Here is a 26,565-nt window from a genome sequence, read left to right as displayed (position 1 = left end):
GGGACGGGAGAGGGGCTCCTAGGGCGCCATGAACACGCTGCGGTGCCGGCCGATCTCGCCGCTCGTCAGGTCGCGCGCCAGCACCGTCACGTCGGTGGACCCCGGCGTCGCGGCGCCCCGCGGCACGCGGACGAAGATGCGGTAGGTCGCCACCGAGTCCGCCTCCGCGGCCAGAGTCAGCGAACGCCCCGACTGGGCGTCCACGCTGGCGACCGACAGGTCGGCGTTCGCCAAACCCTCCACCGACAGGCGGTAGGTCCGCGCCTCGTGCGTCTTGTTGAGGATCTTGATGGTGTAGGCGTTCTGCACGTCGCCGTTCGACTGCTGCACGTAGAGCGGGGCGCGGTCGCGCAGCACGCTGACGTCCAGCGTCGGGCGCAGCGCCAGCGAGATCGCCATGGCGCCGGCCACCACCAGGATGATGAGCGCGTAGATCACCGTGCGCGGGCGCAGCAGCCGCACCGGGGCGGCCTGACCATCGGCCTTGGCCACTTGGTTGGAGCGGGTGTCGAACAAAATCAGATCGCCGGGGCGCCCGACCTGGGCCATCACGTCGTTGCAGGCGTCCACGCACAGGCCGCAGCCGATGCAGGAGATTTGCTGCCCCTTGCGGATGTCGGTGCCGGTCGGGCAGACATGGACGCAGAGCTTGCAGTCGATGCAGTCGCCCAGCCCCTCCGCCGTCCGCTCCTCCCAGCTCTGCGACTTGCGCAGCGGCGCGCGCCCTTCGCCGCGCCAGTCCTGGTAGGTGACGACGTAGGTGTCCTCGTCCACCATCGCGGCCTGGAAGCTGCGCCACGGGCAGACGTAGATGCAGATCTGCTCGCGCGCCCAGCCGGCGAAGAAATAGGTGGTGGCGGTGAACAGCCCGGCGAAGGCCAGGACCTTCCATGATACCTCGCCCGTCGCGATCTCGCGCAGCAGGGTCGGGGCGTCGTTGAAGTAGAAGATCCAGGCGCCGCCGGTGACCAGGGAAATCACCAGCCAGATGGCGTGCTTGGACGCCTTCAGCCCCAGCTTGCGCGCCGAAAGCGGCGCCTTGTCGAGCCGGATGCGCTCGGTGCGCGGGCCTTCCAGCTTGCGCTCCACCCACATGAACAGGTCGGTCCACACCGTCTGCGGGCAGGCGTAGCCGCACCAGATGCGGCCGAGCAGGGTGGTGGCGAAGAAGATGCCGAAGGCGCCGATGATGAGCAGGCCGGTCAGGTAATAGACCTCCTGCGGCCAGATCTCGATCCAGAAGAAGTAGGCGCGCCGGCCCACCATGTCGACCAGCACCGCCTGGTCGGGAATGCCCGGCCCGCGCTCCCAGCGCAGCCACGGCGTGACGTAGTAGACGCCGAGCAGGACCGCCAGCGCCAGCCATTTCAGCCGGCGGAAGCGGCCATGGACGTCGGCGGCGTAGACCTTGGGGCGCTGCACGAACCAGCGCTCGCGCGGCTGGTCGGCATCATGGGAGGCTGGGGGTTGGGCGGCGGGGGAGGTGAGGGACATGGCGTGCGACCTTGCTGTGACGCGACGGTCAACCTAGCCCCTCCTTTATAAGCCTTCCGTGATGTAGTCACACTGCGGTAAATCGGCCGCCGCGGCGGCAAAATGGGCCTAGACCGCCTCGCCGCGCAGCTCGGCCAGACCGTCCTCATAGGCGCGGTCGAACAGCGATTCCAGCCGCGCGTCGGTGCCGCGCAGGCCGGCGACGACCGCGTGCGCCCATTCGAAATACTCGACCTTGCGCTCCAGCGGCCAGTCGGCGGGCGGGCTGTGCGCCATGGAGCGCAGGTTGGACACCTTGTCGGCCAGCTTGACCAGCTTGGCGCGGGGCGACGCCGTGGGCGCGGCGTCGATCTGCCGCTGCTTGCGCTCCGCCTTGCGCAGGCGCTTGTCGTCGGTGGTCTCGGCCACGACGCCGGCAACCTCCGCCCCGAAATGCTGCTCGATCTCTTCATAGGAGGCGTCGGTGTCCTCCAGCGTGTCGTGCAGCAGGGCGGCGATGACCACCACAGGATCCTTGCCCGCCGTCGCCTCGGCGCACAGGAACGCCACCTCCGACAGATGGTTGAGGTAGGGCTCGGCGCGCACGCCCTTGCGGCGCTGGTCGATGTGCTTGTGCGCGGCGAACTCCAACGCGCGGGCGAAGTCGAGAAGGGCTGTCATGGCGTTCCTGGCGGGTCGGCGCTACGATGAGGGCGGATGGGGACGAAACCCCACGGGGGGAAGCGGCATGTTCACGGGTTTCTTCTTCGAACTGCGCAAGGCGGGCGTGCCGGTCTCGCTGAACGAGTACCTGACGCTCATGGAGGCCATGAAGCGCGGCGTCGCCGACTTCCGCGTCGAAGACTTCTATTACCTCAGCCGGGCCTGTCTGGTGAAGGACGAGCGCAATCTCGACCGCTTCGACCGCGTGTTCGGACAGGTCTTCAAGGGGCTGGAAGGCGCGGAGGGGACCGGGGGCGACGAGATTCCCGTGGTCGACCTGCCGGAGGAATGGCTGCGCAAGCTGGCCGAACGCTTCCTGACCGAGGAGGAGAAGGCGCAAATCCAGGCGCTGGGCGGCTGGGAGAAGCTGATGGAGACGCTGGCCGAGCGGCTGGCCGAACAGAAGGGACGGCACCAGGGCGGCTCCAAATGGATCGGCACCGCCGGCACCTCGCCCTTCGGCGCCTACGGTTACAACCCGGAGGGCGTGCGCATCGGCCAGAACGAATCCCGCCACCGCCGCGCCGTGAAGGTGTGGGACAAGCGGGAGTTCCGGAACCTGGACGATCAGGTCGAGATCGGCACCCGCAACATCAAGGTGGCGCTGCGCCGCCTGCGCAAGTTCGCCCGCACCGGGGCGGCCAGCGAGTTGGACCTGCCCGGCACCATCCGCGCCACCGCCAGCAACGCCGGCTGGCTGGACCTGAAGATGGTGCCGGAGCGGCACAACACGGTGAAGGTGCTGCTGTTCCTCGACATCGGCGGTTCGATGGACGACCACATCCGGCTGGTCGAGGAGCTGTTTTCCGCCGCGCGGGGCGAGTTCAAGCATCTGGAGCACTTCTACTTCCACAACTGCGTCTATGAGAGCGTGTGGCGCGACAACAGGCGCCGCCACGACGAGCGCACCCCGACCTGGGACGTGCTGCACACCTATCCCGCCGACTACAAGCTGGTTTTCGTCGGCGACGCGGCGATGAGCCCCTACGAGATCGTCTATGCCGGCGGCAGCGTCGAGCATTGGAACGAGGAGCCGGGGCAGGTCTGGCTGCAGCGGATGCTCTCCGTCTACAGCCGCGCCGTCTGGCTCAACCCCACGCCGGAATCGCGCTGGGGCTATACCGAGAGCACCCGCATGCTGCAGCGGCTACTGGGCGGGCGCATGTACCCGTTGACATTGCAGGGTCTGGACGCGGCGATGCGTGAGCTGGTGCGCTAGGGCATCCGAACAACCGCGCGCCATCAAAATCCAGCCCAGCGGCACGGATGTTCAATCCATCGGCGTGTGCCGAAATGGATGATGTGTGCTGGAAATTTAAAACAGGATGGACTATCAATCTCTGGATGAGAAGAGATTGTCAGTGTCTGCGCGCTCGAATCTATTTGCTTAGGAAACGGAATGAATTTACGGATTTCGCAGATCAAGGAATCCGAGTCGTAAAGTTAAGTATCTGAACATTACTCCAACTTGTATTACTATATGATACAATCAGGGTCCGATTTTCCTTCGTTTTAAACATTGATCGTCATTTCTGAGGCTTCCTGGCAACATTCGTGGACAAAGGATTGCTGAGAATCGTTCTGCCTTGAACGCATACGATTGCATTACGGAACATGTGGCTTCCCGTTCACAGCATGCAGTCGATGAGGGTCAGGGAAAATGGAGGGTGTTCTTGCGCGCATCAGCATCAGCGGCAAAATCTACAGCGTTGTCGCGATCCTGGGTGTGGTGGCCGCTATCATTGGTGGTGTCGGCTCGTTTGGAATGCAGGCCTACGACGACAAGTTCGACCAGATTCAGAACTGGTCCCGGCGCGCCCTGATCAACGAACAGATCAACAGCCTGATTTACAAGGTCGTCATGGACAGCCGCGGCATCTACGCCGCGGATGGGACGGCGGATGCCACGCCCTACGCCAAGAACATCATCGGCGCCACCGGCGAGCTGGAAAAGCTCGTGGTTAAGCTGGAAGCCCTGCTGCCGCCGGAAAGCAAGGCCGCTTTCGGCGAGACACAGCAGACGGCGCGCGCCTTCGTCCTGCACCGCAACGAGGTCGCCCGCCTCGGGATGGAGGCTGGCCCCGAAAAGGCGCGCGCGCACGGCGACACCCCCGAGGCCCGCGCGCTGCGCAGCAAGCTGGGGCAGTTCCTCGAGAAGGCCTCCGAACGCAACATGCAGGGCATCGACAAGGCCAATGACGAGTTGACCGCCGTGAACAGCCTGATGACGACGCTCATGATGGTCGTCGGCATCGGCGGCGGCCTCGGCGCGCTGGCGTTGAGCGTCCTGGTCGCGCGCGTCGGCATCTCCCGCCCGATCGCCGGGATCACCGACGTCATGGCCCGTCTGGCGACTGGCGACACCTCGGTGACGGTGCCGGGCCTCGGCCGTGGCGACGAGATCGGCGGCATGGCCAAGGCCGTGGCGGTCTTCAAGGACAACGCCGTGGACCGCGAGCGCATGCGGGTCGCCGAGGAGGCCGAGCGCCGGGCCAAGGAGCGGCGCACCCACGCCGTCGAGGAGCTGGTGCAGTCCTTCGACCGCAACGTCTCCGGCATCCTGCGCACCGTCGCCTCCGCCGCCACGGAGCTTGAGGCCACGGCGCAAAGCATGCTGACGACCGCCGACCAGACCAAGGGACAGGCGGCCAGCACGGCGGCGGCGGCCGAGCAGGCGTCGGTCAACGTGCAGACCGTCGCCGCGGCGACCAACGAGCTGAGCGCGTCGATCAACGAGATCAGCGGTCAGGTGACGCGCTCCACCAACATCGCCAGCCACGCGGTGGGCGAGGCGCAGCAGACCAACGAGCGGGTGCAGGGCCTCGTCGCGCAGGCGCAGCGGATCGGCGACGTGGTGAAGCTGATCACCGACATCGCCAGCCAGACCAACCTGCTGGCGCTGAACGCGACGATCGAGGCGGCGCGTGCCGGGGAGGCTGGCAAGGGCTTCGCGGTCGTGGCGTCGGAGGTCAAGAACCTCGCCAACCAGACCGCCAAGGCGACGGAGGAGATCGCCTCCCAGATCGCCTCCATGCAGGAGGCCACCGGCGGAGCGGCGGCGGCCATCAACGGGATCGGCGACACCATCGGCACCATCAGCGAGATCGCCACGATCATCGCCTCGGCGGTCGAGGAGCAGGGATCGGCGACCGGCGAGATCGCCCGCAACGTGCAGCAGGCCGCGCAGGGCACCCATCTGGTGACCACCAACATCACCGAGGTCAGCGACGGCGCCACCCAGACCGGCTCCGCCGCCACCCAAGTGCTGGGCGCCGCCGGCGAACTGTCCCGCCAGTCGGAGGTCCTGCGGACGGAGGTGGAGCGCTTCCTGGCCGGCATCCGCGCCGCGTAAGGGGCCGCGCACGGGGTTCGGGGGCGTGCGATGGCGCAGGCCCCCGAACCATTACCTCCTGAACGGACCGAACGGCGTTTGCCGGACCGAAATCCCGTTTTTATCGTCACGGCCATTCGCGTTCGAATGGAGGGTTGACCGTGGCGAAATCCTATCTGGCGTCCTGGAAGAAGGCGAAGGACCGCTTCGAGAAGACGACGGGCAAGAAGAAGCCCGACCCCAAGAGCCGTTTCGGCAAGCTGTTCAGCAAGATCAGCTCGACCGGCCTGGAGGGCGCGCTGAAGAGCTACGACGCCGCCACGACCGTGCAGGATGCGCAGAAGCACGCCCGCGCCTTCCAATCCGCGGCAAGCGGCTACATCCCCACGCTCGACGCGGCGGGCAAGGCGGCCAAGCAGGACGGCGACGCGGTCTACGCCGAAGCCTGCGCCGACATGGTGGCGTCGCTGAACAAGATCGCCGGCAGCGTCGTGACGGATTTGGAACGGTTCGACGGCCTGCCAAAGACCATCGAAGGCTATTTCAAATCGCCCTACTGGTTCAAACTGCTGCACAAGGTCGCGAAGCAGGAGATGTCGCTCGAGAATGTCGAGCTGTACGACAAGATCCTGAAAGGCAAGCTGTCGAAGGCGGAGCCTGCGGAAGAGGCATACAAGGAATATGTGGCCGTCCGCTCACCCAAGGAAGTGAACATCGGGTCGGGAACCCGGAGCGCCTGCAAGAAGTGCGCGGATCAGGGCGCTTGGACCGCCATGCCTTGGGACAAGGTGGCGAAGGATCTGGGCGTCAACCTGGCAGACACCATCGGACGCCTGCACAGCGCGCTCGCCAAGGGCGAGATCTGACGGCCGGGGGCGGTTGACGGGGCGGGCCTCCGCCGTCACCTTGAGGGTCAGCTTGACGATTCAGCTTTCTTGGGACGGCATCGGGAGGCTCCGCCATGTACATCGCCATGAACCGTTTCCGCGTGCGTCCGGACTCGGAGCGGGACTTTGAGGAGGTCTGGCTGAACCGCGAGGTCCATCTGAACAAGGTCCCCGGCTTCGTGGAATTCCACATGCTGCGCGGCCCGCGCTACGAGGACCACCGCCTCTACTCCTCCCACACCGTCTGGGAGTCGGAGGCGCATTTCCAGGCCTGGACCCGGTCGGAGGAGTTCCGCGCCGCCCATCGCGGGGCGGGGGACCGCAAGCCGCTCTATCTCGGCCCGCCGCAGTTCGAAGGCTTCGAGGTGATCCAGACCGTGGGGCGCGAGGGCTAAGCCGTCGCGCTTGCGGTCAACCCTTCAGCGCGTCCTCGTCGCCGATCAGGCGATGGGCGATGGCGACGGTGATCAGGCCGGCGAGCAGAAGGCCATACTGCCACAGGCTGGACCAGTCGCCGGTCTGCACGTCGCCCGCCACCGCCTGGACCGGGCGCACGATCAGCTGCCGCAGCAACGTGATCATCGCCACCTCCAGGAAGACCCGCAGGTGGAAGCGGTTGGTCCGCACATAGTCGACCTCCGCGGAGATCAGCGCGGACAATGTCCAGACGATGAACAGCACGCCGAGCGCGTGCAGGAAGCCGTGCGCCAGCTGGTCCTTCTGGAAGGCCGCCCAGGCCTCCACGAAGAACTCCCAGACCACCATGGCGCTTGCCGCGACCAGGGCGATCGCCAGGACCACGTGCAGCAGCCCGTTGAAGGACTTCAGGGCACGGATCAAGCCCTGTTCGAGAAGCGAGTTGGACGGGGCGCGGGGGAGCGATTGCAGCATCGGGGCGGGTCGCAAGGTCGAAGGGTGCGGGAAGATAGAAGCCCAACCCGGCGGACGCCCCCACCGTTTTGCCATTGCCGCCATGGGGAAAACGCAAGCATTGCAGCTCAGCGTCAAGTCGCCGCATCAATGGTCCCGGCTTTGCAGGTGGAAAAAAGCGCCGCCCATTGAACTGCGGGCCTGCTTTCGTCTAGGGTCGCTCCGGTCCCTCCGGCTTCGTTCCTTCGAGGGTTTCCCCAGGAGTGAATGGATGCGCGAAACCACCCCCATCACGGTCGCCCGCGGCGACGGCATCGGTCCGGAAATCACCGACGCGGTGCTTCACGTGATGGAGGCCGCCGGCGCCCGCCTGAAGGTGGAGGAGGTGCCGGCGGGGGAGCAGGTCTACCGCCGCGGCCATCTGGGCGGTCTGGACGCTGCCGGCTGGGGGTCGATCCGCCGCACCCGCGTCTTCCTCAAGGGGCCGATCACCACGCCCCAGGGATACGGCAACAAGTCGCTGAACGTCACCGCGCGCACCACGCTGGGGCTGTTCGCCAACGTGCGGCCCTGCGTGTCGCACCATCCCTACGTCCGCACGCGGCACCCGCGCATGGACGTGGTGATCATCCGCGAGAACGAGGAGGACCTCTACGCCGGGATCGAGCACCGCCAGACCGACGACGTGATCCAGTCGGTCAAGCTGATCTCCCGGCCGGGGTCGGAGCGCATCGTGCGCTACGCCTTCGACTACGCCCGCGCCAACCACCGGCGCAAGGTGACGGCCTTCGTCAAGGACAACGTCATGAAGATGACGGACGGGCTGTTCCTGAAGATCTTCAACGAGATCGCCGCCGAATACCCGGAGATCAAGGCCGATCACCTGATCGTCGACATCGGCGCCGCCCGTCTGGCCGACCAGCCGGAGCGCTTCGACGTGATCGTGACGCTGAACCTCTACGGCGACATCGTGTCGGATATCGCCGCCCAGATCACCGGCTCGGTCGGGCTGGCCGGCTCCGCCAACATCGGCGACGCCTGCGCCATGTTCGAGGCGATCCACGGCTCGGCGCCGATGATCGCGGGGCAGGGCATCGCCAACCCGTCGGGCCTGCTGATGGCCGCGGTGATGATGCTGGTCCACATCGGGCAGGGCGACGTCGCGGCGCGCATCCACAACGCCTGGCTCAAGACCATCGAGGACGGCGTCCACACCGTCGACATCTTCAACCGCGGGGTCAGCCGCCAGCGCGTCGGCACCCACGCCTTCGCGAACGCGGTGGTGGAGCGGCTGGGCCAGATGCCGGTGACCCTGCCCACCGTCGGCTACGCCGTCACCGCGCGGCCCGCCTATGAATCCGGGGTTCGGCTGTCCCCCCGCCGCAAGGCGGTGAAGGAGCTGGTCGGGGTGGACGTGTTCCTGCATTGGCCGGGCGGCAACCCGGACGAGCTGGCCGGCCTGGTCCTGCCGGTGGCCACCCCGGCGCTGCGCCTGTCCAGCATCTCCAACCGCTCGCAGAAGGTCTGGCCGGAGGGCAACATCGGCGTTTTCTGCACCGATCATTGGCGCTGCCGCTTCCTGGCGCCGGAGGGCGTGGCGGTCGGCCACCCCGACATCGTCGAGCTGCTGTCGGGGCTCGCGCGCGCCGGGCTCGACTTCACCCAGACCGAAAACCTGTGCAACTTCGACGGCAAGTCCGGTTTTTCGGCCGCGTAAGGCGCGAAGCGGCGGAATAATCCGTCTCCGCCGGACGTCCAGACGGGCAGGACATCCTTCCACGGGGAGCGCCGCCGCATGCCTCTGCCAAAGCCGCCTCCCGATCCCCCGCCAGCGAACGGCCCGACGGCCGGTTCTCCGGTGGACGAGCGGGCCATTGCCGCCCAGGTGCCGCGGCTGCGCCGCTACGCCGCAGCGTTGGCCGGCAACCTGCCCGACGCCGACGACCTCGTGCAGGACTGCATCGAGAAGGCCTTGGCCAACCGGCACACGCTGCGGGACGTCACCCGGCTCGGCGGCTGGTTGCTGTCGATCCTGCACAACCTGCATGTCTCCGGCCTGCGCTGGCGCCGCCGCCGCGGGCCGGAGGTGCCGGTGGAGGATCTGGCGAACGATCTGGCGCTCAGCGCCGCCCCCGCCGACCGGGCGGAGGTGCGGGACTTCGTGCGCGCCTTCAACCAGCTGTCGGAGGAGCACCGGGCCGTGCTGCTCCTGACCGGGCTGGAGGGGCTGTCCTACCGCGAGGCGGCGGATGTGCTGGGGGTTCCGGTGGGAACCGTCATGTCGCGGCTGGCCCGCGCCCGGGAACGGCTGCGCCTCCTGCTGGACGGCGGGACGGAGCAGGCGGTGAGGAGGATCAAGTGATGGACACCGAACCGGACGCCCCGGTGACCGAGGCCGACCTGCACGCCTGGATGGACGGCGAATTGCCGGAGGAACGGCGCGGCGAGGTCGAGCGCCATCTGGCGGGCAATCCCGATCTGGCCCGCCGCTTCGACCGCTACCGCGCCCAGAGGGCGATGCTCCAGGGAACCTTTGGCCCGCTGATCGATCGTCCGTTGCCGGCGGCCCTGGTGCCGCCCTACGCCCGGCCGGTTGATCGACCGGCGGCGCGCCCGCGCCGATGGCTTCCGGCGCTGGCCGCGGCGGCGGTCCTGCTGGTCTTCGTCGCCGGCGGGGCGGGGGGCTGGTGGTTGCGCGGCTGGTCGGGCGGCGCGGGCGGCGGCGGGGCGGCCTTCGTCGCCGACGCGGTGGCCGCGCACCGGGTCTTCGCGGTGGAGGTCCGCCATCCCGTGGAGGTCGGGGCCGACCAGGAGGCGCATCTCGTGGGCTGGCTGTCCAAGCGCCTGGGCAAGCCCCTGCGGGCGCCGCGGCTTGCCGACAAGGGCTACGATCTGGTGGGCGGTCGGCTGCTGTCCGACGCGCGGGGGCCGGCGGCCCAACTCATGTACCAGGATGCGGCCGGTCGCCGCATCACCCTCTACATCCGGCCGTCCTCGGATGCGCCGGACACCTCCTTCCGCTTTGCCCGGGACGGCAACGTCCAGGCTTTCTATTGGCGGGACAACGGTTTGGCCTGGGCGGTGACGGGTGACCTCGACCGAGTGACCCTTTCGGCCATAGCCGAGGAGGTGTACGGCGCGTTGAACTCATAACACCCACAGACTTATGCACAGGAATGTTGTTCGAGCCCCCTATCCCTCTATCCGGCCATCTGGTAGGTTGGCCGGCGTTGGGCACAAAATATTGCGCCTTATGGAAAACGGCCGTCTGGTCGGAAGGTATATTGGTTAACCAAGTCACCGGTTACCGGACCACGGGAGACAGGGGATGAGTTGGACGGACGAACGGGTTCAGCAGCTTAAGGACCTCTGGGCCCAGGGGCTGAGCGCGAGTGAAATCGCGGACATCCTGGGCGACATCACCCGCAACGCGGTGATCGGGAAGGCGCACCGTCTCGGCTTGTCGGGACGCCCGTCGCCGATCAAGAAAAAGCCGACCCGCGGTGCGACGATCCTCGCTTTGACCGAGCGCATGTGCAAGTGGCCGGTTGGCGACCCGAAGCACCAGGATTTCCATTTCTGCGGCAAGCCCTCGCTGCCCGGCCTGCCTTACTGCGCCGAGCACGCGGCGGTGGCCTACCAGCCGGCGTCCTCCGGCAAGAAGCGCGACGAGGATCGCAACACCGGCGACCGCAACGTCGGCGCCGCCTAGACTCCGCTGGATTTCTCCGCTGGATTTCTCCGCCGGGTTTCCGGATTTCGGGCGCTCTTCACGCGGGCGCCCGCCCGACACGGCCTCCGGAACGACCGCTTCCGGATCGGCGCCGATCAAATGGGCGCCGCGGTGATCGCCCACCAGCTTCCGGCGATCAGCATCGCCGAGACACCCGCCGCCGCCACGCCGAGACCGAGGCCGGCGGCGACCGCCAGACCGTCCTTCACGATCAGCCCCAGCGCGATGACCAGCACCGCCAAGCCGGGCAGGGTGTTGCCGAACGGGATGGGCAGGGCGATCAGGATTCCCATCATCAGCACGAAAAGGCCCAGCGGCCGCAGCACGCCCCGGTGAGTCAGGGATGGCCAGCGCGTCCGCAGCCGGGCCTCCAACCGCTCCACCAGCGGCGTTCCCTTCTCAACGATCTTTTCAAGCGTGCTGCGGGCGACGCGACGCCGCCCGATCCAGCCCGGCACCTCCAGCCGGTCGCGGCCGACGATCATCTGGATCGCCACCAGCGCCAGCACCGTGCCGAAGATCATCCCCGCCGGCAGCCCCGGCGTCGGAACCACGGCCGGGATCGCCAGCGCCAGCAGCAGAAAGCCCGGCGCGCGGTCGCCGAGATGGCCCAGCACCTCGCCCAGCGATGGCTTGTCGCCGGTCATGCGTCCGTGCAGCCGTTTGAGCAGCGCGGACGCCCGAGCCGGGTCCTTCGTGTCCATGTCCTGTTCCAATTCCCTGTTCCCTGGTCGCCGCGTGGATGTGGTGGCGCGGCGGCTCGCAGGAAAGGGGGCGGAACACCGGTGGGGGTCAGTACTCCTCGACCTCGTGCTTCACCTGCACGAGACGGCCGCTCAGCAGCGACAGCATCAGCTGCACCAGCATCTCGTGGACGATCAGCGTGTGGGTGTTGCCGCTGTCCTGCATGTGCTGGCGCAGCGCCTCGCGCACCTTCGGCACCCCGGTCACGTCGATCAGCACATCCACCGCCGCGCCGAGCCGGGCGAGGTCCATGAAATCGGTGGTGGTGGCGACGCCGCGCGCGCGGGCGAGCCGCATGCCGGGCGCCTCGGCGTCGAGGTCGGCAACGCCGAGGATCTCGACGAAGGGTGCGTCCAGAAGCTGCGTCAGCAGGGGCGTTCCGGTTTCGCCGGCGCCGATCACGGCGATGCGGAAGATGTCCTTGGCCATGGGAAAGTCTCGAATTCCGGTTCGTCAGGTCCGCGTCGCCGTCCAGGCCGCGCGGGCAAGAAAAAAGCGGGGAGCCGAAACTCCCCGCCGCAACCTTACATCGACCGGGCGTCCCGTTTGACCGGGACGCGTCGTCGCACCTGACGCGGACGTCGCGTTACGCCCAGGCGGCCATCTTCTTCTGCAGGTTCTCGTCCAGCTTGTCGAGGAACTGCTTGGTGGTCAGCCAGGGCTGCTCCGGACCGATGAGGATCGCGAGATCCTTGGTCATGAAGCCCGACTCGACGGTCTCGACGCAGACGCGCTCCAGCGTCTCGGCGAACTTCACGACGTCCGGCGTGTTGTCGAACTTGCCGCGGTAGGCCAGACCCTGCGTCCAGGCGTAGATCGAGGCGATCGGGTTGGTGGAGGTCTCCTTGCCCTTCTGGTGCTCGCGGTAGTGGCGGGTCACCGTGCCGTGGGCGGCCTCCGCCTCGACGGTCTTGCCGTCCGGCGTGATCAGCACCGAGGTCATCAGGCCCAGCGAGCCGAAGCCCTGCGCCACGACGTCCGACTCCACGTCGCCGTCGTAGTTCTTGCAGGCCCACACGAAGCCGCCTTCCCACTTCAGGGCCGAGGCGACCATGTCGTCGATCAGGCGGTGCTCGTAGACGAGGCCCTTGGCCTTGAACTGGGCGGCGTAATGCTCGTCGAACACCTTCTGGAAGATGTCCTTGAAGCGCCCGTCATAGGCCTTGAGGATCGTGTTCTTGGTGGACAGGTAGACCGGGTAGCCGCGCTCCAGGCCGTACATGAAGCTGGAGTGGGCGAAGCCCTCGATCGACTCGTCCAGGTTGTACATGCCCATGGCGACGCCGCCGCCGGGGAAATCATAGACCTCGTGCTCGATCGGCTCGCCGCCGCCTTCCGGCACCCACTTGATCGTCAGCTTGCCCTTGCCGGGAACGACGAAGTCGGTGGCCTTGTACTGGTCGCCGAAGGCGTGACGGCCGATGATGATCGGCTTGGTCCAGCCCGGAACGTAGCGCGGAACGTTGGAGCAGACGATCGGCTCGCGGAAGACGGTGCCGCCCAGGATGTTGCGGATCGTGCCGTTCGGCGACTTCCACATCTTCTTGAGGCTGAACTCGGTCACCCGCGCCTCGTCCGGGGTGATGGTCGCGCACTTGACGCCGACGCCGTACTGCTTGATCGCGTTGGCCGATTCGACCGTCACCCGGTCGTCGGTCTTGTCGCGGTTCTCGATGCCGAGATCGTAGTACTTCAGCTCGATGTCGAGGTACGGCAGGATCAGCTTGTCCTTGATGAACTGCCAGATGATGCGCGTCATCTCGTCGCCGTCGAGTTCGACGACCGGATTGGCTACCTTGATCTTCGTCATGGGTGCGAGTTCTCCCCGAACGGGTAGGGGTTGTCTTATGCTTGGACGCCGGGCGCGCTGTGCGAGGGCACGGGCCGGGGCGTCCATCCGAAGACGGGCCCCGGTTCCCCGGACGGAAACGGATGGCGGTTATATAGCACCGGGGCACCGCCGAAAGAAAGGACCGCGGGGCATCAAAACAGACGATATCGCGCTGAAAACGGCGCAATTTGCGCGATCTGGTCCTACCACTTGGCCTTTTCAGAGCTTTTGTGTGGGAATCTTCAACGTGGGCTCCGGTTCATAGGCCAGCGCGGCAAACACGTCGTCCACGTCATCGACGACGGTGTACAGCGCGCGGTGCGCCGGCTGGGTGAAACCCTGCGCCACCGTATGGTCGATCAGGCCGAGCAGGGGGCGCCAGTAACCGTCCACATCCGCGATCACCACCGGCTTGTCGTGCAGGCCCAACTGTTTCCAGGTCAATGTCTCGAACGCCTCGTCCAGCGTGCCGAGGCCACCCGGCAGCACGACGAAGGCGTCGGCCCGGTCGACCATCATGCGCTTGCGGGTGTGCATGCTGTCGACGACGTGCAGTTCGGTCAGGCCGGTGTGCTCGATCTCGGCGGACTGGATGTGCTCCGGGATGATGCCGACCACCTGCCCCCCGGCGGCGAGTGCCGCGTCGGCGGCGATGCCCATCAGCCCGACCCGCCCGCCGCCGTAGACGAGCTGGATGCCCCGCCGGGCGAGTCCGTCGCCCAACATATGGGCGGCCTCCTTGTGGACAGCGGCGACGCGGCTGGATGAGCCGCAATAGACGCAGACGGAATTCAGGGCTTTCATCGCTCACCCTTTCTCGCCGGTTGGGTACACGTTCCGGTGACTGTTCCGGTGCGTCCGGCGGGGTCACCTAAAGCAAGGGAATAGCAAAGCCGGGGCGGCGTCTACCCGGACATCGGACTTCAGCCCATCGGGAGGGATCATTATGGATTCGCGCGTCGTCAACGCCCTGGCCGCCATTTCGGTGGCCACGTTCCTGTTCCTCGGCTTCGGCGGCGGGATCGGCTTCCTGACCGGCGGGGGCAAGGCGAACGCGGGCGGCGCCACGACGGTTCGGGCTGCGGAAACCAGCGTCTCCGCGGCCGACATGTCCTCGGGCGACCTGTCCTCCGGCCGCCATTCCGAGACGGTCGCCAAGCTGGAGAAGTGAGTCCGGAGAGGTCGGCGGGGGAACCGCCCCGCCCGGCGGCGCGAAGGCGGTGGGCCGGTCCCGATGCGGCTAGGCGTCTGCTCCATCGGCGGTGTTCAGTTCCGCCGCCGCAATCTGCTATCCTGCCGCAAGCCGGCGTGTCCGCCGGCAATGATGCGGCGGTGCTCCGGTGAAGCAAGCTCTCCTGTTCGGCGGTGCGGCGGCGGTGATCGCCGCTGCCGCGGTCGCGTATGTGGCCATCGATCCGGCGCCCGCGCCGGGCTCCCGCGCCGGAACGGCCGGGTCTGGAACGACCGTCGCGCTGGGCAGCGTGGCCCCGGCCAAGCCGCCGGCCACCGCGCCCGCCCCGGCGAAAGCCGCGGAGGAGCCCGCCGGTCCGCGCTTCGACATCGTGCGCGTCTCCCCGGACGGCGCCACCGTGATGGCCGGCCGCGCCACGCCGGGCTCGTCGGTGACCGTCCATGACGGGGAGCGCGCGCTCGGCTCCGTCAACGCCGACGCGCGCGGCGAATGGGTCCTCCTTCCCGACCAGCCCCTGACCCCCGGCGCCCGAGAACTGAGCCTGTCGGAGAAGGCGGCCCCCGACGCCGAGCCGGTTCCGGCGGAGCGCGTCGTCGTCGTCGTCGTGCCCGAGCCGCCGCCCGCCACCGGCGGCGCGTCTTCGGAAGCGCCCACAGGTCCGCTGGCCGTGGCTGTGCCGCGCGACGGGCTGGGCAGCACGATCCTGCAGGCCCCGAAGGGTCCCGCCGCCCCGGCGACCCGCGGCGTGGCGGCCCCGCCGCCGCCGGGGGGCGTGTCGCTGGAAAGCATGGATTACGACGCCTCGGGGCAGGTCGCCATGGGCGGCCGCGCGCAGCCGGGAAGCGCCGTGCAGCTCTATCTCGACAATCTGCTGGTCGGCAGCGCCCACACCGACCCGAACGGCCAGTGGCGGCTGCGTCCGGAACGGGCCGTGCCGCCGGGCGTCTACACGCTGCGCGCCGATCAGGTCACCGACTCGGGCAAGGTCACCGCCCGCGTCGAACTGCCGGTTCAGGTGTCGGAGGTTCCGGCCAGCCTGCCGGACGGCCGGTCGATGGTCGTCCAGCCCGGCAACAGCCTGTGGCGGATCGCCCGCTCCACCTACGGGCACGGCGTGCAGTACACGCTGATCTACGAGGCCAACCGCGGCCAGATCCGCGACCCGGATCTCATCTATCCCGGCCAGATCTTCGCGCTGCCGGTTTCGAACTGAGCTTTTTCGAACTGAGCTTTTTTCGAACCGGGTCTTAGAGATAAGGAGCGAGCAGGCGCAGGAAGGGGCGCGCCTGCTGGAGCGCGACCACCGTCTGGTGGATCAGATCCTCCGGCGTCGCCTGCCCCTCGAACTCCGCTTCGGAGAACAGCAGGATCTTCTGGCCCTCCTGGACGAGGAAGCGGGTGCCCCGGCGGTCCTGGATGCCGCGCAGGATCGCCAGGAGTTGGCGGCGCCGCTCCGGCGACTGGGCGGTGTAGGGGATGTGGCCGATCTCCGCCCACACCTGCGAGCGCGATTTCTCCCCGTCGAAGCCCACGGCGATGCTGAAGGGCAGCCCGTCGGCCATGAAGTGCAGCCGCGCCGGACGCGGAGGCTGGGCGATGCCCAGCACGCCTTCGGGGGTCATCACGAAGGTGTCGGGGCTGAAGGGCAGGGCGGTCTGCGAGACCTGCGCGAGCGACGGCATGGCCTGAAGGCGGGCGGCGGGAACGGACACGGGGGCTCGCTCATTCCTGTGGTGTCGGTGGCGTCACTCTCCACCTTCCCTGCTAAAATTCTGTAAAGGGCGGGGGATGCTGTCTAGAATGCGCCGCTCCAACGATCCGAGGCTGAAGTAACCGGCGATGTCCGCCCTCAACACCGTAGTCGTTCCGATCCACCGCGCCGGCTGGCCCTTCATCGCCGCCTTCGCCGTGGTCTCCCTGATTCTCGGGCTTGCCGTGGCGAAGCCGCTGGGCTGGCTGGGTCTCGTGCTCACCCTGTGGTGCGTGTATTTCTTCCGCGATCCCGATCGCGTGACGCCGACGCGCCCCGGCCTGCTGGTCAGCCCCGCCGACGGGCGCGTGACCATGATCGTTCCCGCGGTTCCGCCGCCGGAGCTGGGCATGGGCGACACGCCGCTGACCCGCGTCAGCATTTTCCTCAACGTCTTCAACGTGCACGTCAACCGCGTGCCGGCGGACGGAACGGTGGTCGCGGCGGAGTATCACAAGGGCACCTTCGTGAACGCCGCGCTGGACAAGGCCAGCGAGGAGAACGAGCGCGCCGCCTTCCGCCACCGCCTTCCCGACGGGCGTGAGATCGCCTATGTGCAGATCGCCGGCCTCGTCGCCCGCCGCATCCTCTACTGGGTGAAGGCCGGCCAGGAGGTCAAGGCGGGCGAGCGGTTCGGCCTGATCCGATTCGGCAGCCGCACCGACGTCTATCTGCCGGACGGCGTGGTTCCGCTGGTCTGCGTCGGGCAGACGGCGATCGGCGGCGAGACCGTGCTGGCCGACCTGACCGCCACCGAACCGCAACGGCAGGGGGATGTCCGCCGATGAAGCGTCCGGTCTTCAAGCCGGCAGTGTTCCGCAAGCGCCGGGCGCGCCGCCCGCATCCGCGGCTGAAGGGGTTGTCGATCAACCATCTTCTGCCCAACGTGCTGACGGTGCTGGCGCTGTGCTCCGGCCTGACGGCCATCCGCTTCGCCATGCACGAGCGGTGGGAGCAGGCGGTCGTCTGCATCGTCATCGCGGCGATCTTCGACGCGCTGGACGGACGGATCGCCCGCCTGCTGAACGGGCAGAGCAAGTTCGGCGCGGAGCTGGACAGCCTGTCCGACGTCATCAGCTTCGGCGTGGCCCCCGCCTTCATGATGTATCTGTGGGCGCTGAACGGCGCCGGCAGCCTGGGCTGGATCGCCGCCATGGCCTACGCGGTCTGCGCGGCGCTGCGGCTGGCCCGCTTCAACTCACGCCTGGACGTCGACCTGCCGCCCTGGGCCTTCAACTACTTCACCGGCGTTCCCGCCCCGGCGGGCGCCGGTCTGGCCATCCTTCCCATGGTCATCGGCTTCGAGGCCGGGCCGGACATCGCCGGCCACCCGGCCGTCGTGGTGCCCTGGACGCTGGCGATGGGCGGGCTGATGGTCAGCACGCTGCCGACCTTCTCCTTCAAGGGCATGCGGGTGCCGACCCAGTATGTGGTGCCGGGTCTGGTCGGCGTCGGCCTGCTCGCCGCCTCGCTGGTCAGCCAGCCCTGGTGGACGCTCGCCTTCCTCGGGCTGGCCTATCTGGCGAGCCTGCCCTTCTCGGTGGCGCAGTTCCGCAAGCTGCAGCAGGCCGCCCAGCTGATGAAGGAGACGGAGGAGACGCCGGCGGAGGAACCCGCGCCCGCCACTCCGGACGTGCCGTCCTCGTCGGAAGCCGCAAAGACGGCCGACGTCACGAAGACGGCCAACGACTGAATGGCCAACGACTGAATGGCCAACGACTGAGCGGCAGGCCCGCCGTTGCCGTCACTCGGCGGCGGCGGGCAGGTCCAGCGGCAGGGTCCGTTCGGTCACGGCGACCGTCAGGACCATCGGGATCTGGCGCAGGCAATTGCCGACATGGTTCGACTCCGCAGCGACCATGCCGGCCATTTCGACCTCGACGGTGAGCGTCTCGCCCAGCAGGCGGCTGTTCAGCGACAGGGGGACGAGGCCGCGCTTGGCGAACAGCTCCAGCACGCGGGGCAGGCTGCCGGGATCGGCGTCGGCCTGCACGGCGAAGCGGACGAGGCGGTTCGGATCGGTCGGACGAGATTCGGCGGCGGGCGCCGCCAGCGTGACGGTGGACAACGTGACGGTGGACATGGGTCGCTCTTACCTTGGTCTTGAGTCGATGAGTGCAGGGTCAGACCTGCAGACGCGCGAAAACCCCGGCTCTCACAGGAGAACCGGGCTGCTAATTCGCAGACCCAGGGTAAGGTGACGGTCCATCATGGGCGTCAGGATAGGGCGATGGGCGGCCATGGTCAATGGAGTCAGGAAATTCCCTCTCCCGCCCCCGGGGAGGGGCACAAGCGCAGTCAACTGGAAACGCGGGTCATGAACGACAACGGCATTCACATCCGCCCGGCCGAGCCGGACGACGCGCCGGACTTGGCGCGGCTGATCGACATGGCCGGCGGCGGTGTCTACGAGTTCCTGCTCGACGGGCTGGTGCCCGGCCAGACGGCGGCGGAGATGCTGGTGCCGGGGCTGGCGGGCACGTCGGGGTCCTTCTCCCACCGCCATTCGGGCGTGGCGGAGGCGGCGGGGCGCATCGTCGGGATCGTCCACGCCTATCCCGTGGACTGGATCAAGACCCAGGACTACACCGGACTGCCCGCCGACCGGCTGGCCCACATGGAGGATTTCAACCGGGTGCACGACTGGGGCAGCTACTTCCTGTCGGCGCTGGCCGTGGATCCGGCGTGGCGCCGCCGCGGCATCGCCTCCCGGCTTCTCGCCTGGGTCTATGAACGGGCGCGGCGCGGCCGGTTCGACCGGGTGACGCTGCATGTCTGGGCCGACAACGCCGACGCCCGCCAACTCTACGCCAAGGAAGGCTTCGCCGAGATCGGCCGCGCCGACATCCCCTGGCACGAGCGTCTGCCGCACCAGGGGGGAAGCGTGCTGCTCCGGCGCCCGATCTGATCAGCGGTCTAGTTACCGGCCCGGCTTCAGCTGGTCGCGGGTCAGCCAGAAGACCTCGCCGAAGCTGTTGGCGGTCTCGACCCAGAAGAAGTCGAGGTCCGGATACTCGGCCTCCAGGATCTCCCGGCCGGTGCCGAACTCGCAGAGCAGGCCGCCCTCCGGAGTCAGGTGCTTGGGCGCCTCTTTCAGGATGCGGCGCACGATGTCCAGCCCGTCCTCGCCCGACGCCAGGGCCATCTGCGGCTCATGGCGGAATTCCGGCGGCAGGTTGGCCATCGCCTCGGCGTCCACATAGGGCGGGTTGGTGATGATGACGTCGTACTTGCGGTTCTTCAGCGGCGCGAACAGGTCGCCGTGGTGCAGGGCGATGCGGTCCTCGAACCCGCTGTCGGCGACGTTGCGCCTGGCCACCTCCAGCGCGTCGGCGGACAGGTCCACCGCGTCCACATGGGCCTCCGGGAAGATCTGCGCGGCCAGGATGGCGAGGCAGCCGGAGCCGGTGCAGAGGTCGAGCACCCGCTCGACCTCGGTCGGGTCCTCCACCAGCGTGAAGTCGTCGCCGCCGATCAGGTCGGAGAACAGGATTTCCCCGATGTAGGAGCGCGGCACGATCACCCGCTCGTCCACATAGAAGGGGATGCCCTGGATGTAGGCCTTGTTCAGCAGGTAGGACGCCGGCTTGCGCGTCTCCACGCGGGCGTGCAGCAGGTCGGCGACCTTGCGGCGCTCCGCCAGGGTCAGCCGGGCGTCCACATAGGGGTCGAGCTGGTCGATGGGCAGGCTCAACCCTTCCAGCACCATGAACACCGCCTCGTCATGGGCGTTGGTGGTGCCGTGGCCGTAATCCAGGTCGGCCTCATTGAAGCGGCTGACGCCGTAGCGGATCAGGTCGCGGACGGTGCGCAGCTCGGTCGCCGCGTCGGCGGGGGTGAGGTCCAGGGCGGGCTTGGTCACTTACAGGATCTCCAGAACGCTTTCCGGCGGGCGGCCCACGCGGGCCTTGTCGCCCGTGACGACGATGGGCCGCTCGATGGCGGCGGGGTTGGCGGACAATGCGTCGATCAGGGCGTCGCCGTCGAGATCCTTGGCGATCCCGGCCTCCGCCGCCTCCTTGGCGCGCAGGATGTCGCGGGGACCCTTGCCCAGCTTGGCCAGGATGGCCTTCAGCTCCGCCGGGCCGGGCGGGGTCTTCAGATACTCCACGACGGTGGGCTCGACGCCCCTGGACCTCAGAAGCTCCAGCGTCTGGCGCGACTTGGTGCAGCGCGGGTTGTGGTAGATGGTGACGTCGCTCATCCCGGTGTTTCCCTCGCTCTTCCCAGCCATGGCTTTGTCGGTGGCAGCAATACACCCGCTCCGCGTGCGGCGCCAACCCGCCATGCGGAATGGCGGCGGCAGCGCAACATCCCTCGCGTGACAAGGCCGGCGCTTGGCATTACCTTGCGCGCTCGCATTATTGGCGGCCCGCCGCGTGCGGGGCCATTCATTTCGACGGATTCCGGCCGTGACGAAGCTCTCGCTCTCCAAGGACAAGATCAACATCCTGCTGCTCGAAGGCGTTCACGACAACGCCATCAACGAGTTGGCGCATGGCGGCTACGCCACCGTGGAGCGTCTGCCGCACGCGCTGGACGAATCGGAGCTGCTGGAGCGCATCGGGTCCGTCCACATGCTGGGCATCCGCTCGCGCACCCATCTGACCGCCAAGGTGCTGGAAGCCGCGACCCGCCTGTTCAGCGTCGGCTGCTTCTGCATCGGCACCAATCAGGTCGATCTGAAGGCCGCGCGCCGACTCGGCATCCCGGTCTTCAACGCGCCCTATTCGAACACCCGGTCGGTGGCGGAGCTGGTGATCGGCGAGATCATCATGCTGATGCGCGGCATCTTCTCGAAGTCGAACCTCGTGCATGGCGGCGGCTGGATGAAGTCGGCCAAGGACAGCTACGAGATCCGCGGCAAGACGCTGGGCATCGTCGGCTACGGCCACATCGGCACCCAGGTGTCGATCATGGCCGAATCGATGGGCATGAAGGTCCGCTACTACGACGTCGTGAACAAGCTGGCGCTCGGCAACGCCCAGCCCTGCCACTCGCTGGAGGAACTGCTGGCGGTCTCCGACGTGGTGACCCTGCACGTTCCCGACACGCCGCAGACCCGCGACATGATCGGCGAGGCGCAGATCCGCGCCATGAAGAAGGGCGCCCACCTGATCAACGCCGCCCGCGGCAAGGTCGTGATGATCGAGGCGCTGGCCGCCGCCCTGAGGGACAAGCATCTGCTGGGTGCCGCCATCGACGTGTTCCCGAAGGAGCCGGGAGGCGACAAGGAGGTGTTCGAGAGCGCGCTGCGCGGGCTCGACAACGTCATCCTGACCCCGCACATCGGCGGCTCGACGATGGAGGCGCAGGCCAACATCGGCACCGAGGTGTCGCAGAAGCTGATCGAGTATTCGGACAACGGCTCGACCATGGGCGCCGTGAACTTCCCGCAGGTCGGCCTGCCGGTGGTCCACGCCGGCTCCACCCGCTTCCTGCACGTCCACGAGAACCGTCCGGGCGTGCTGCGCAAGATCAACGAGGTGTTCTCGGGCCGCAACCTGAACATCGCCGCGCAGTATCTCCAGACCGACCCGGAGCTGGGCTACGTCGTGGTGGATGTCGACGGCGACGTGGACGAGAACGAGGTGGCGAGCGACCTGCGCGCCATCGAGGGCACGCTGAAGGCCCGCTTCCTCTATCCGGGCAAGCGCTGAGGTCGGGCGACGCGGCCCTTGCCGTCGGCTGGGGCCGCACCGACATAGGCGGAATGACCCTCTGCCCCTTTCGACCGCGTCTGCGCGCCGGCCTCCTGACGCTCCTGTGCCTGGGTGGGGGAGGGCTTTGCTTCACGGTGCCCGCGGCCGCGCAAACCGCGGTCGCCCAGAACGGGATCGCCGCCTGTCCGGACTTCGCGCCGGCCCGCGTGATCCTCGATCTGCAGATCGCCCCGCTGCGCACCGACTACAGCCAGTCGATCCGCCAACTGGCCCAGAAACCGGGGCGGCGGCCCGTCGCGGGGCGGACCGCCAATTCCCACACGCTGGGGCTGGCGGCGATCCAATACAATCAGCAATGGCAGGCCGGCGTCATGACGGCGTCGCTGGGGCAGGGCCGCTATTGCGGCGCGGCGCAGACCCTGACCGTCACCTTCGGCTACGACGAGCGGACCGTCTACGTCGCCCGCGAGCTGCCGCAGGGCAGTTGCATCCATGGCGAGGTGCTGGCCCACGAGATGCGGCACGTCACGGTGGATGAGCAGCTTCTGCGCGAGTATGTGCCGGTCCTGAAGCGCCGGCTGGAGGATGTGGTCGGCCGTGCCCGCCCGGTCCAGGGCCGCTCCGAGCGGCAGGTCATGGCGGCGATCGAGCAACCGATCAAGGCGGCGATGCGCCAGCTGATGGAGGAATTCGGGCGCGAGCGCAACGCGCGCCAAGCCCGCATCGACACCCCGGCCGAATACGAGCGCATCAGCCAATCCTGCAACGGCGAGATCAACCGCTACCTCGGGCGCGTCTGACCCATTGGCGGCTGCGTCACCGCCGGCGCCCGCGCCCGGAGGCGTGGCGGTCGATGAATTCCGGCGGCTTGCGGGACACCCAGCGCAGGAAGGCGGCGATGTCCGGGTGGGCGCGCAGGCTGGCGATGGTGTGGTAGTGGTCGCGCAACTCCGCCTCGCTCAGCACCGCGTGGATCTTGGCGTGGCAGATGCGGTGCATGGTCACGGTGTCCCGTCCGCCGTAGGTGCGCGGGATCAGATGATGCTCGTTCAGGCTGGGGCCGGGCACCATCGGGCGGCCGCAGAGTGGGCAAGGCGGATGGAACGAGGGCGGATGCGGCATGGCGTCCGTTCGGGTGGCGGCCGTCAGGCGGAGGGCGCCGCGGGCAGAGCGGCGCGGATGCGCGCGACCAGCTCGTTGGCCTGATAGGGCTTCTGCAGGATGGGCAGCCCGTCCAGGGCCGAGGCGCGTTGGATCTCCGCGTAGCCGGTGACCATCAGGACCGGCAGGCCGGGGCGCCGGGCGCGCAGCTCCCGCACCAGCTCCAGCCCCGTCATGCCGGGCATCGCGTAATCGGTCAGCACGAGGTCCACCTCCGGATCGCGGGCGAAGGCGTCCAGCGCGTCGGGGCCGCTCGACGCCTCCATGATGCGGAAACCGGACTGCTCCAGAACCGTTGCGGTCGCCATCCGGACCAAAGCCTCGTCCTCCACCAGCAGGATGGTGGCGGGGCGGGGCGGGGACTGGACGGCGGCGGGAAGCGCGGCGTCCTGGCCCGCGTCCTCCTCGGCGTCGGCTCGCGGCAGATAGAGCGTTACCGTCGTGCCGCTGCCCAGCCGGGTCGTCAGCACCACCGTCCCGCCGGATTGCGCGGCCAGCCCGTGCACCATCGACAGGCCCAGGCCGGTGCCGTGCCCGACCCCCTTCGTCGTGAAGAAGGGTTCGAAGGCGCGGGCCGCCGTTTCCTCGCTCATCCCGCTGCCGGTGTCGGCGACGGCGATGGACACGCAGTCCCCGGCGGCGAGATCGAGCGGCCGTCCCTCCATGTCGTCCGGGCAATTGCCGGTGCGGATGGTCAGGGTGCCGCCCGCGGTCATGGCATCCCGCGCGTTGATGGCGAGGTTGAGGATGGCCATTTCGAGCTGGTTCGGATCGACCCGCGCCGGCCACAGGCTGGGGTCGGTCTCGGTGACGATGCGGGTGGTACCGCCCAGAGTGCGCTCCAGCAGCCCGCCCATGCCGGTGACCAGGGCGCCGACGTCCACCGTCTTTGGCTCCAGCCGCTGCCGGCGGGAGAAGGCCAGGAGGTGCTGGGTCAGGGTGGCGCCGCGCTCCACCGCCTTCTCCGCCATGTCCAGGGCCTGGGGATGGGAGGACCCACCGCCTTCGCCGGCGGTGCGCAGCAGGTAGAGGGAGGTCCCGATGGCCTGGAGCAGGTTGTTGAAGTCATGGGCGATGCCGCCGGTGAGCTGGCCGATCGCCTCCATCTTGCGGGCCTGGTGCAGCGTCTCCTCGATCTCGCGCAGGGCTTGGCCGGTGCGCTCCCGCTCCTCGACGTCACGGCCGACGTGATAGGCGCCGATGCGCCGACCGCTGGAGTCCAGGATGGTGCCGAAGGCCATCTCGTAGCGTTTGCGCTGCACCGTGGGGTCGCCCAGCTCCTCCACGATGGTGAAGCGCTCCCCGCCGAGCGCGCGGCTCCACAACGACTCCATGGTGATCTGTGCGGTGGGCAGATGATCCATCATCTCCAGCAGGCGCTGGCCGATGGCCGGACGGTGGCCGTACAGAGCCTCGACCTCCCGCTGGTAGGCGCCGTTGAAGAGGATGTAGCGGCACTCCTGGTCCACCGCGACGATCAGGTCGGTGGAGCTTTCGATGATCGCGGCGAACAGGCGGCGGTCGGAGGCGTGGCGGTCCACCAGCTCGCCCAGCTGCATCTCATGGGCGCGCCGCCGCTCCGTCACGTCCTCCAGGATGCCGACGGCGCGGGTGGTGCCGTCCGGGTCGGTCAGGCAGGACCCGCGCATGGCCAGCCAGCGCACCTGACCGTCGGGCGACCCGACGGGGAACTCCGCTTCCAGCTCGCCCTTCGACGGGTCGTCGCGGAAGAGGGCGGCGCGGATGGCGTTGCGGTGGTCCGCCGCGACGTTGCGGATCCAGGATTCGACAGAAGCACCGTCGAGCACCGGAACGCCCAGCAGGGCCGCGGTGTGGTCCGACCCGTGGAAGCGGCGGCTGCGCGTGTCGAAACGCCAGACCCCCAGCCCGACGACCTCCATCACCAGCCGCTGCTGCGCCTCGCTGTCGCGCAGGCGGCGGGCCGCCCGGTTCAGCGCGCCGGCCACCGCGTTGACCTCGCGGATCGGCGTGGGCGCGGTCATCACCGGCGAAGCATGCGGGCCGTCGCGCCCCAGCGCCAGGGCGGAACCGGCGAGCGCCGCGACCGGATCGGCGATGCGCCGCCCGACCACCAGCGCCATCGCCAGACTGACCAGCAGCAGGATGCCGCCGCCGCACAACACCAGCGCGACCGAGCGGCGCATGGGCTCGGCGATCAGCGTCTGCGGCACACCGACGGCGACGGTCCAGCCCGACAGCTCCGATCGGGCAAAGGCGTTGAACAGCGGCGTGCCGTCCCGCGCCACGGCGGTGAAGGTCCCGGAACTCGCCGAGGCGGTCCGGCGGAACACCTCCGCTGAAATCGGCGTGCCGGTGAAGGTGTCGGAGGCCGCGGTCCGGGTGATGACGACTCCTTGCCGGTCCCATAGGGCGGCGATCCATCCCTCCGGCAGGCTCTGCTGGCGCAGCACCTCGATGAACATCTCGGTCGGGATGCTCATGGCAAGCACATGCTCCGAGGGTCCGTTCCGCGTGATCGGCAACGCGACGGCGACCAGGGGACGTTGGGCGACAACGCCCATGAAGATCTCGGAAATCTGGGTCTGACCGCTGTCCGCCGTCCGCCGGACGAGGCCCGTCACCGCGGTGCGGGGAAGCGGCTCCCCGAACGGGCGGCGCGTGTTGATCAACTGCTGGCCTTGGGCGTTGCTCAGCACGATGTGGACGCCCTCGCGCCGGGAGCCCTTGTGCTGGAGCACCTCGATCGCCTGCCGGTGGAAGGCTGCGAGATCGCCCTTCGCCAAGTGGGGGGAGGTGGTGAGAACCTGGAGCGCCGTCTCCATCGCCATGAGTTCCCGGTCGATGGCGACGGCCAGCGTCCGGGCCAGATCCTGGCCGGACCGCTCGATCGCGGCGCTCTGCGTCTCGGCCATGCGGAAGACCGTCCAGCCGGCGAAGCCCAGCATCGGCAGCAGCGCCGCCATGACCAGCAGCACCAGTCCCGTGCGAAGCGACAGTCCGCCGGCATGGGGCCGGTCGTCGCCCGCCACGCCATCGTTCACAGCGGGTGCGTTGTCATCCTGAGCGTGCAGAGGCAAGGGATGTCATGCTCCGGTATGCATGGCGAGGGACGCGTCCGTAACCATCGCAGAGTCCGGCAGCAAAGGACACACCTTTGACGGAGCAGGGTTTTTATCGAAGGGGGTAAAAACTCAGCCAACCCATTCGATCGAATGAGGTCGGCGG

General features: G+C 68.3%; 28 protein-coding genes. 15 read left to right on the top strand and 13 right to left on the bottom strand.

Going from position 1 to position 26,565, the window contains the following annotated elements:
* Positions 1-18: 18 nt before the first annotated feature.
* Both ccoG and D3869_RS03470 read right to left on the bottom strand, forming a co-directional pair.
* The gene (gene ccoG / locus D3869_RS03475) at positions 19-1,494 is read right to left on the bottom strand and encodes a cytochrome c oxidase accessory protein CcoG (protein ID WP_137138963.1); all 1,476 of its coding nucleotides are present in this window, start codon (positions 1,492-1,494) and stop codon (positions 19-21) included.
* A 108-nt stretch (positions 1,495-1,602) separates the two neighbouring features.
* Positions 1,603-2,154 carry an HD domain-containing protein gene (locus D3869_RS03470; protein WP_137138962.1) on the bottom strand — a complete coding sequence of 184 codons (552 nt, stop codon included), beginning with the start codon at positions 2,152-2,154 and terminating at the stop codon, positions 1,603-1,605.
* Positions 2,155-2,221: 67 nt separating this feature from the next.
* Here D3869_RS03470 and D3869_RS03465 point away from each other — a divergent pair, with 67 nt between their 5' ends.
* The 4 genes from D3869_RS03465 (at position 2,222) to D3869_RS03450 (ending at position 6,809) form a co-directional block, all read left to right on the top strand.
* On the top strand, positions 2,222-3,415 hold the full coding sequence (locus D3869_RS03465; protein ID WP_137138961.1) for a vWA domain-containing protein: 1,194 nt from the start codon (positions 2,222-2,224) through the stop codon (positions 3,413-3,415).
* A gap of 441 nt (positions 3,416-3,856) precedes the next feature.
* Positions 3,857-5,548 carry a methyl-accepting chemotaxis protein gene (locus D3869_RS03460; RefSeq protein WP_137138960.1) on the top strand — a complete coding sequence of 564 codons (1,692 nt, stop codon included), beginning with the start codon at positions 3,857-3,859 and terminating at the stop codon, positions 5,546-5,548.
* A 140-nt stretch (positions 5,549-5,688) separates the two neighbouring features.
* A complete protein-coding gene (locus D3869_RS03455) occupies positions 5,689-6,393 on the top strand; it encodes a hypothetical protein (RefSeq protein ID WP_137138959.1) in 705 nt (234 codons plus the stop codon).
* A gap of 95 nt (positions 6,394-6,488) precedes the next feature.
* Positions 6,489-6,809, top strand: coding sequence for an antibiotic biosynthesis monooxygenase family protein (locus D3869_RS03450; RefSeq protein ID WP_137138958.1), 321 nt, complete (start codon positions 6,489-6,491; stop codon positions 6,807-6,809).
* A 16-nt stretch (positions 6,810-6,825) separates the two neighbouring features.
* Here D3869_RS03450 and D3869_RS03445 read toward each other — a convergent pair whose 3' ends face one another.
* Positions 6,826-7,305: a phosphate-starvation-inducible PsiE family protein gene (locus tag D3869_RS03445; protein ID WP_014240946.1), complete on the bottom strand. Its 480-nt coding sequence runs from the start codon at positions 7,303-7,305 to the stop codon at positions 6,826-6,828.
* Between the two features lie 250 nt (positions 7,306-7,555).
* Between D3869_RS03445 and D3869_RS03440 the strand changes: the two genes are divergently transcribed.
* From D3869_RS03440 to D3869_RS03425, 4 genes are all read left to right on the top strand, one after another.
* A complete protein-coding gene (locus D3869_RS03440; RefSeq protein ID WP_137138957.1) occupies positions 7,556-9,001 on the top strand; it encodes an NADP-dependent isocitrate dehydrogenase in 1,446 nt (481 codons plus the stop codon).
* 78 nt (positions 9,002-9,079) lie between these two features.
* Complete coding sequence (locus tag D3869_RS03435) at positions 9,080-9,646, top strand: RNA polymerase sigma factor (RefSeq protein WP_247895706.1); 567 nt, start codon at positions 9,080-9,082, stop codon at positions 9,644-9,646.
* Positions 9,646-10,437: an anti-sigma factor family protein gene (locus D3869_RS03430; protein ID WP_137138956.1), complete on the top strand. Its 792-nt coding sequence runs from the start codon at positions 9,646-9,648 to the stop codon at positions 10,435-10,437. Before D3869_RS03435 ends, D3869_RS03430 begins: the two co-directional genes overlap by 1 nt.
* A gap of 175 nt (positions 10,438-10,612) precedes the next feature.
* On the top strand, positions 10,613-10,996 hold the full coding sequence (locus tag D3869_RS03425; RefSeq protein ID WP_094302970.1) for a GcrA family cell cycle regulator: 384 nt from the start codon (positions 10,613-10,615) through the stop codon (positions 10,994-10,996).
* 116 nt (positions 10,997-11,112) lie between these two features.
* Here the strand turns inward: D3869_RS03425 and D3869_RS03420 are convergent, their stop codons facing one another.
* From D3869_RS03420 to D3869_RS03405, 4 genes are all read right to left on the bottom strand, one after another.
* Complete coding sequence (locus tag D3869_RS03420) at positions 11,113-11,721, bottom strand: exopolysaccharide biosynthesis protein (RefSeq protein ID WP_137138955.1); 609 nt, start codon at positions 11,719-11,721, stop codon at positions 11,113-11,115.
* Positions 11,722-11,809: 88 nt separating this feature from the next.
* Complete coding sequence (locus tag D3869_RS03415) at positions 11,810-12,190, bottom strand: oxidoreductase (RefSeq protein WP_137138954.1); 381 nt, start codon at positions 12,188-12,190, stop codon at positions 11,810-11,812.
* Between the two features lie 157 nt (positions 12,191-12,347).
* Positions 12,348-13,571 carry an NADP-dependent isocitrate dehydrogenase gene (locus D3869_RS03410; protein WP_137138953.1) on the bottom strand — a complete coding sequence of 408 codons (1,224 nt, stop codon included), beginning with the start codon at positions 13,569-13,571 and terminating at the stop codon, positions 12,348-12,350.
* 240 nt (positions 13,572-13,811) lie between these two features.
* Positions 13,812-14,396, bottom strand: a complete 585-nt coding sequence (locus tag D3869_RS03405; protein WP_137138952.1) for a TIGR00730 family Rossman fold protein — start codon at positions 14,394-14,396, stop codon at positions 13,812-13,814.
* Positions 14,397-14,538: 142 nt separating this feature from the next.
* Here D3869_RS03405 and D3869_RS03400 point away from each other — a divergent pair, with 142 nt between their 5' ends.
* Both D3869_RS03400 and D3869_RS03395 read left to right on the top strand, forming a co-directional pair.
* Positions 14,539-14,763, top strand: coding sequence for a hypothetical protein (locus D3869_RS03400; protein WP_137138951.1), 225 nt, complete (start codon positions 14,539-14,541; stop codon positions 14,761-14,763).
* A gap of 169 nt (positions 14,764-14,932) precedes the next feature.
* On the top strand, positions 14,933-15,997 hold the full coding sequence (locus tag D3869_RS03395; RefSeq protein ID WP_137138950.1) for a LysM peptidoglycan-binding domain-containing protein: 1,065 nt from the start codon (positions 14,933-14,935) through the stop codon (positions 15,995-15,997).
* Between the two features lie 34 nt (positions 15,998-16,031).
* Here the strand turns inward: D3869_RS03395 and D3869_RS03390 are convergent, their stop codons facing one another.
* The gene (locus D3869_RS03390) at positions 16,032-16,496 is read right to left on the bottom strand and encodes a hypothetical protein (RefSeq protein ID WP_014240935.1); all 465 of its coding nucleotides are present in this window, start codon (positions 16,494-16,496) and stop codon (positions 16,032-16,034) included.
* A 127-nt stretch (positions 16,497-16,623) separates the two neighbouring features.
* Here D3869_RS03390 and D3869_RS03385 point away from each other — a divergent pair, with 127 nt between their 5' ends.
* Both D3869_RS03385 and pssA read left to right on the top strand, forming a co-directional pair.
* The gene (locus tag D3869_RS03385) at positions 16,624-17,322 is read left to right on the top strand and encodes a phosphatidylserine decarboxylase (protein ID WP_114857496.1); all 699 of its coding nucleotides are present in this window, start codon (positions 16,624-16,626) and stop codon (positions 17,320-17,322) included.
* On the top strand, positions 17,319-18,227 hold the full coding sequence (gene pssA / locus D3869_RS03380) for a CDP-diacylglycerol--serine O-phosphatidyltransferase (RefSeq protein WP_137138949.1): 909 nt from the start codon (positions 17,319-17,321) through the stop codon (positions 18,225-18,227). Before D3869_RS03385 ends, pssA begins: the two co-directional genes overlap by 4 nt.
* 51 nt (positions 18,228-18,278) lie before the next feature.
* On the opposite strand, the gene D3869_RS03375 is transcribed toward pssA, so the two are convergent.
* Positions 18,279-18,617 carry a hypothetical protein gene (locus tag D3869_RS03375; protein ID WP_137138948.1) on the bottom strand — a complete coding sequence of 113 codons (339 nt, stop codon included), beginning with the start codon at positions 18,615-18,617 and terminating at the stop codon, positions 18,279-18,281.
* 234 nt (positions 18,618-18,851) lie between these two features.
* Between D3869_RS03375 and D3869_RS03370 the strand changes: the two genes are divergently transcribed.
* Positions 18,852-19,442, top strand: a complete 591-nt coding sequence (locus D3869_RS03370) for a GNAT family N-acetyltransferase (protein WP_137138947.1) — start codon at positions 18,852-18,854, stop codon at positions 19,440-19,442.
* 12 nt (positions 19,443-19,454) lie between these two features.
* On the opposite strand, the gene prmB is transcribed toward D3869_RS03370, so the two are convergent.
* Complete coding sequence (gene prmB, locus D3869_RS03365; RefSeq protein WP_137138946.1) at positions 19,455-20,396, bottom strand: 50S ribosomal protein L3 N(5)-glutamine methyltransferase; 942 nt, start codon at positions 20,394-20,396, stop codon at positions 19,455-19,457.
* Positions 20,397-20,738: an arsenate reductase (glutaredoxin) gene (arsC, locus tag D3869_RS03360; protein ID WP_014240928.1), complete on the bottom strand. Its 342-nt coding sequence runs from the start codon at positions 20,736-20,738 to the stop codon at positions 20,397-20,399.
* Positions 20,739-20,946: 208 nt separating this feature from the next.
* Between arsC and serA the strand changes: the two genes are divergently transcribed.
* Both serA and D3869_RS03350 read left to right on the top strand, forming a co-directional pair.
* Entirely contained in the window at positions 20,947-22,194 is a 1,248-nt protein-coding gene (gene serA / locus D3869_RS03355) for a phosphoglycerate dehydrogenase (RefSeq protein ID WP_137138945.1), read from the top strand.
* Between the two features lie 137 nt (positions 22,195-22,331).
* A complete protein-coding gene (locus tag D3869_RS03350; protein WP_137138944.1) occupies positions 22,332-22,997 on the top strand; it encodes a hypothetical protein in 666 nt (221 codons plus the stop codon).
* 16 nt (positions 22,998-23,013) lie between these two features.
* Here D3869_RS03350 and D3869_RS03345 read toward each other — a convergent pair whose 3' ends face one another.
* Positions 23,014-23,319, bottom strand: coding sequence for an HNH endonuclease (locus D3869_RS03345; RefSeq protein WP_247895705.1), 306 nt, complete (start codon positions 23,317-23,319; stop codon positions 23,014-23,016).
* Positions 23,320-23,342: 23 nt separating this feature from the next.
* Positions 23,343-26,417: a response regulator gene (locus D3869_RS03340; RefSeq protein ID WP_137138943.1), complete on the bottom strand. Its 3,075-nt coding sequence runs from the start codon at positions 26,415-26,417 to the stop codon at positions 23,343-23,345.
* Positions 26,418-26,565 lie beyond the last annotated feature (148 nt).

Origin of the sequence: Azospirillum brasilense, from assembly GCF_005222205.1 — a bacterium.
Classification (GTDB): Bacteria; Pseudomonadota; Alphaproteobacteria; order Azospirillales; family Azospirillaceae; genus Azospirillum; species Azospirillum brasilense_G.
Note: the sequence above shows the minus strand (reverse complement) of the source record. Positions and strands in the feature narration are given on the sequence as shown.

Coding starts and splice junctions, on each gene's coding strand:
- D3869_RS03375 (WP_137138948.1), bottom strand. CDS start 18,617: ATGTCCACCGTCACGTTGTCCACCGTCACGCTGGCGGCGCCCGCCGCC.
- D3869_RS03460 (WP_137138960.1), top strand. CDS start 3,857: ATGGAGGGTGTTCTTGCGCGCATCAGCATCAGCGGCAAAATCTACAGC.
- D3869_RS03435 (WP_247895706.1), top strand. CDS start 9,080: ATGCCTCTGCCAAAGCCGCCTCCCGATCCCCCGCCAGCGAACGGCCCG.
- D3869_RS03415 (WP_137138954.1), bottom strand. CDS start 12,190: ATGGCCAAGGACATCTTCCGCATCGCCGTGATCGGCGCCGGCGAAACC.
- arsC (WP_014240928.1), bottom strand. CDS start 20,738: ATGAGCGACGTCACCATCTACCACAACCCGCGCTGCACCAAGTCGCGC.
- D3869_RS03470 (WP_137138962.1), bottom strand. CDS start 2,154: ATGACAGCCCTTCTCGACTTCGCCCGCGCGTTGGAGTTCGCCGCGCAC.
- D3869_RS03405 (WP_137138952.1), bottom strand. CDS start 14,396: ATGAAAGCCCTGAATTCCGTCTGCGTCTATTGCGGCTCATCCAGCCGC.
- D3869_RS03445 (WP_014240946.1), bottom strand. CDS start 7,305: ATGCTGCAATCGCTCCCCCGCGCCCCGTCCAACTCGCTTCTCGAACAG.
- D3869_RS03465 (WP_137138961.1), top strand. CDS start 2,222: ATGTTCACGGGTTTCTTCTTCGAACTGCGCAAGGCGGGCGTGCCGGTC.
- D3869_RS03450 (WP_137138958.1), top strand. CDS start 6,489: ATGTACATCGCCATGAACCGTTTCCGCGTGCGTCCGGACTCGGAGCGG.
- D3869_RS03385 (WP_114857496.1), top strand. CDS start 16,624: ATGTCCGCCCTCAACACCGTAGTCGTTCCGATCCACCGCGCCGGCTGG.
- D3869_RS03425 (WP_094302970.1), top strand. CDS start 10,613: ATGAGTTGGACGGACGAACGGGTTCAGCAGCTTAAGGACCTCTGGGCC.
- ccoG (WP_137138963.1), bottom strand. CDS start 1,494: ATGTCCCTCACCTCCCCCGCCGCCCAACCCCCAGCCTCCCATGATGCC.
- pssA (WP_137138949.1), top strand. CDS start 17,319: ATGAAGCGTCCGGTCTTCAAGCCGGCAGTGTTCCGCAAGCGCCGGGCG.
- D3869_RS03410 (WP_137138953.1), bottom strand. CDS start 13,571: ATGACGAAGATCAAGGTAGCCAATCCGGTCGTCGAACTCGACGGCGAC.
- D3869_RS03400 (WP_137138951.1), top strand. CDS start 14,539: ATGGATTCGCGCGTCGTCAACGCCCTGGCCGCCATTTCGGTGGCCACG.
- D3869_RS03370 (WP_137138947.1), top strand. CDS start 18,852: ATGAACGACAACGGCATTCACATCCGCCCGGCCGAGCCGGACGACGCG.
- D3869_RS03440 (WP_137138957.1), top strand. CDS start 7,556: ATGCGCGAAACCACCCCCATCACGGTCGCCCGCGGCGACGGCATCGGT.
- D3869_RS03430 (WP_137138956.1), top strand. CDS start 9,646: ATGGACACCGAACCGGACGCCCCGGTGACCGAGGCCGACCTGCACGCC.
- D3869_RS03420 (WP_137138955.1), bottom strand. CDS start 11,721: ATGGACACGAAGGACCCGGCTCGGGCGTCCGCGCTGCTCAAACGGCTG.
- D3869_RS03345 (WP_247895705.1), bottom strand. CDS start 23,319: ATGCCGCATCCGCCCTCGTTCCATCCGCCTTGCCCACTCTGCGGCCGC.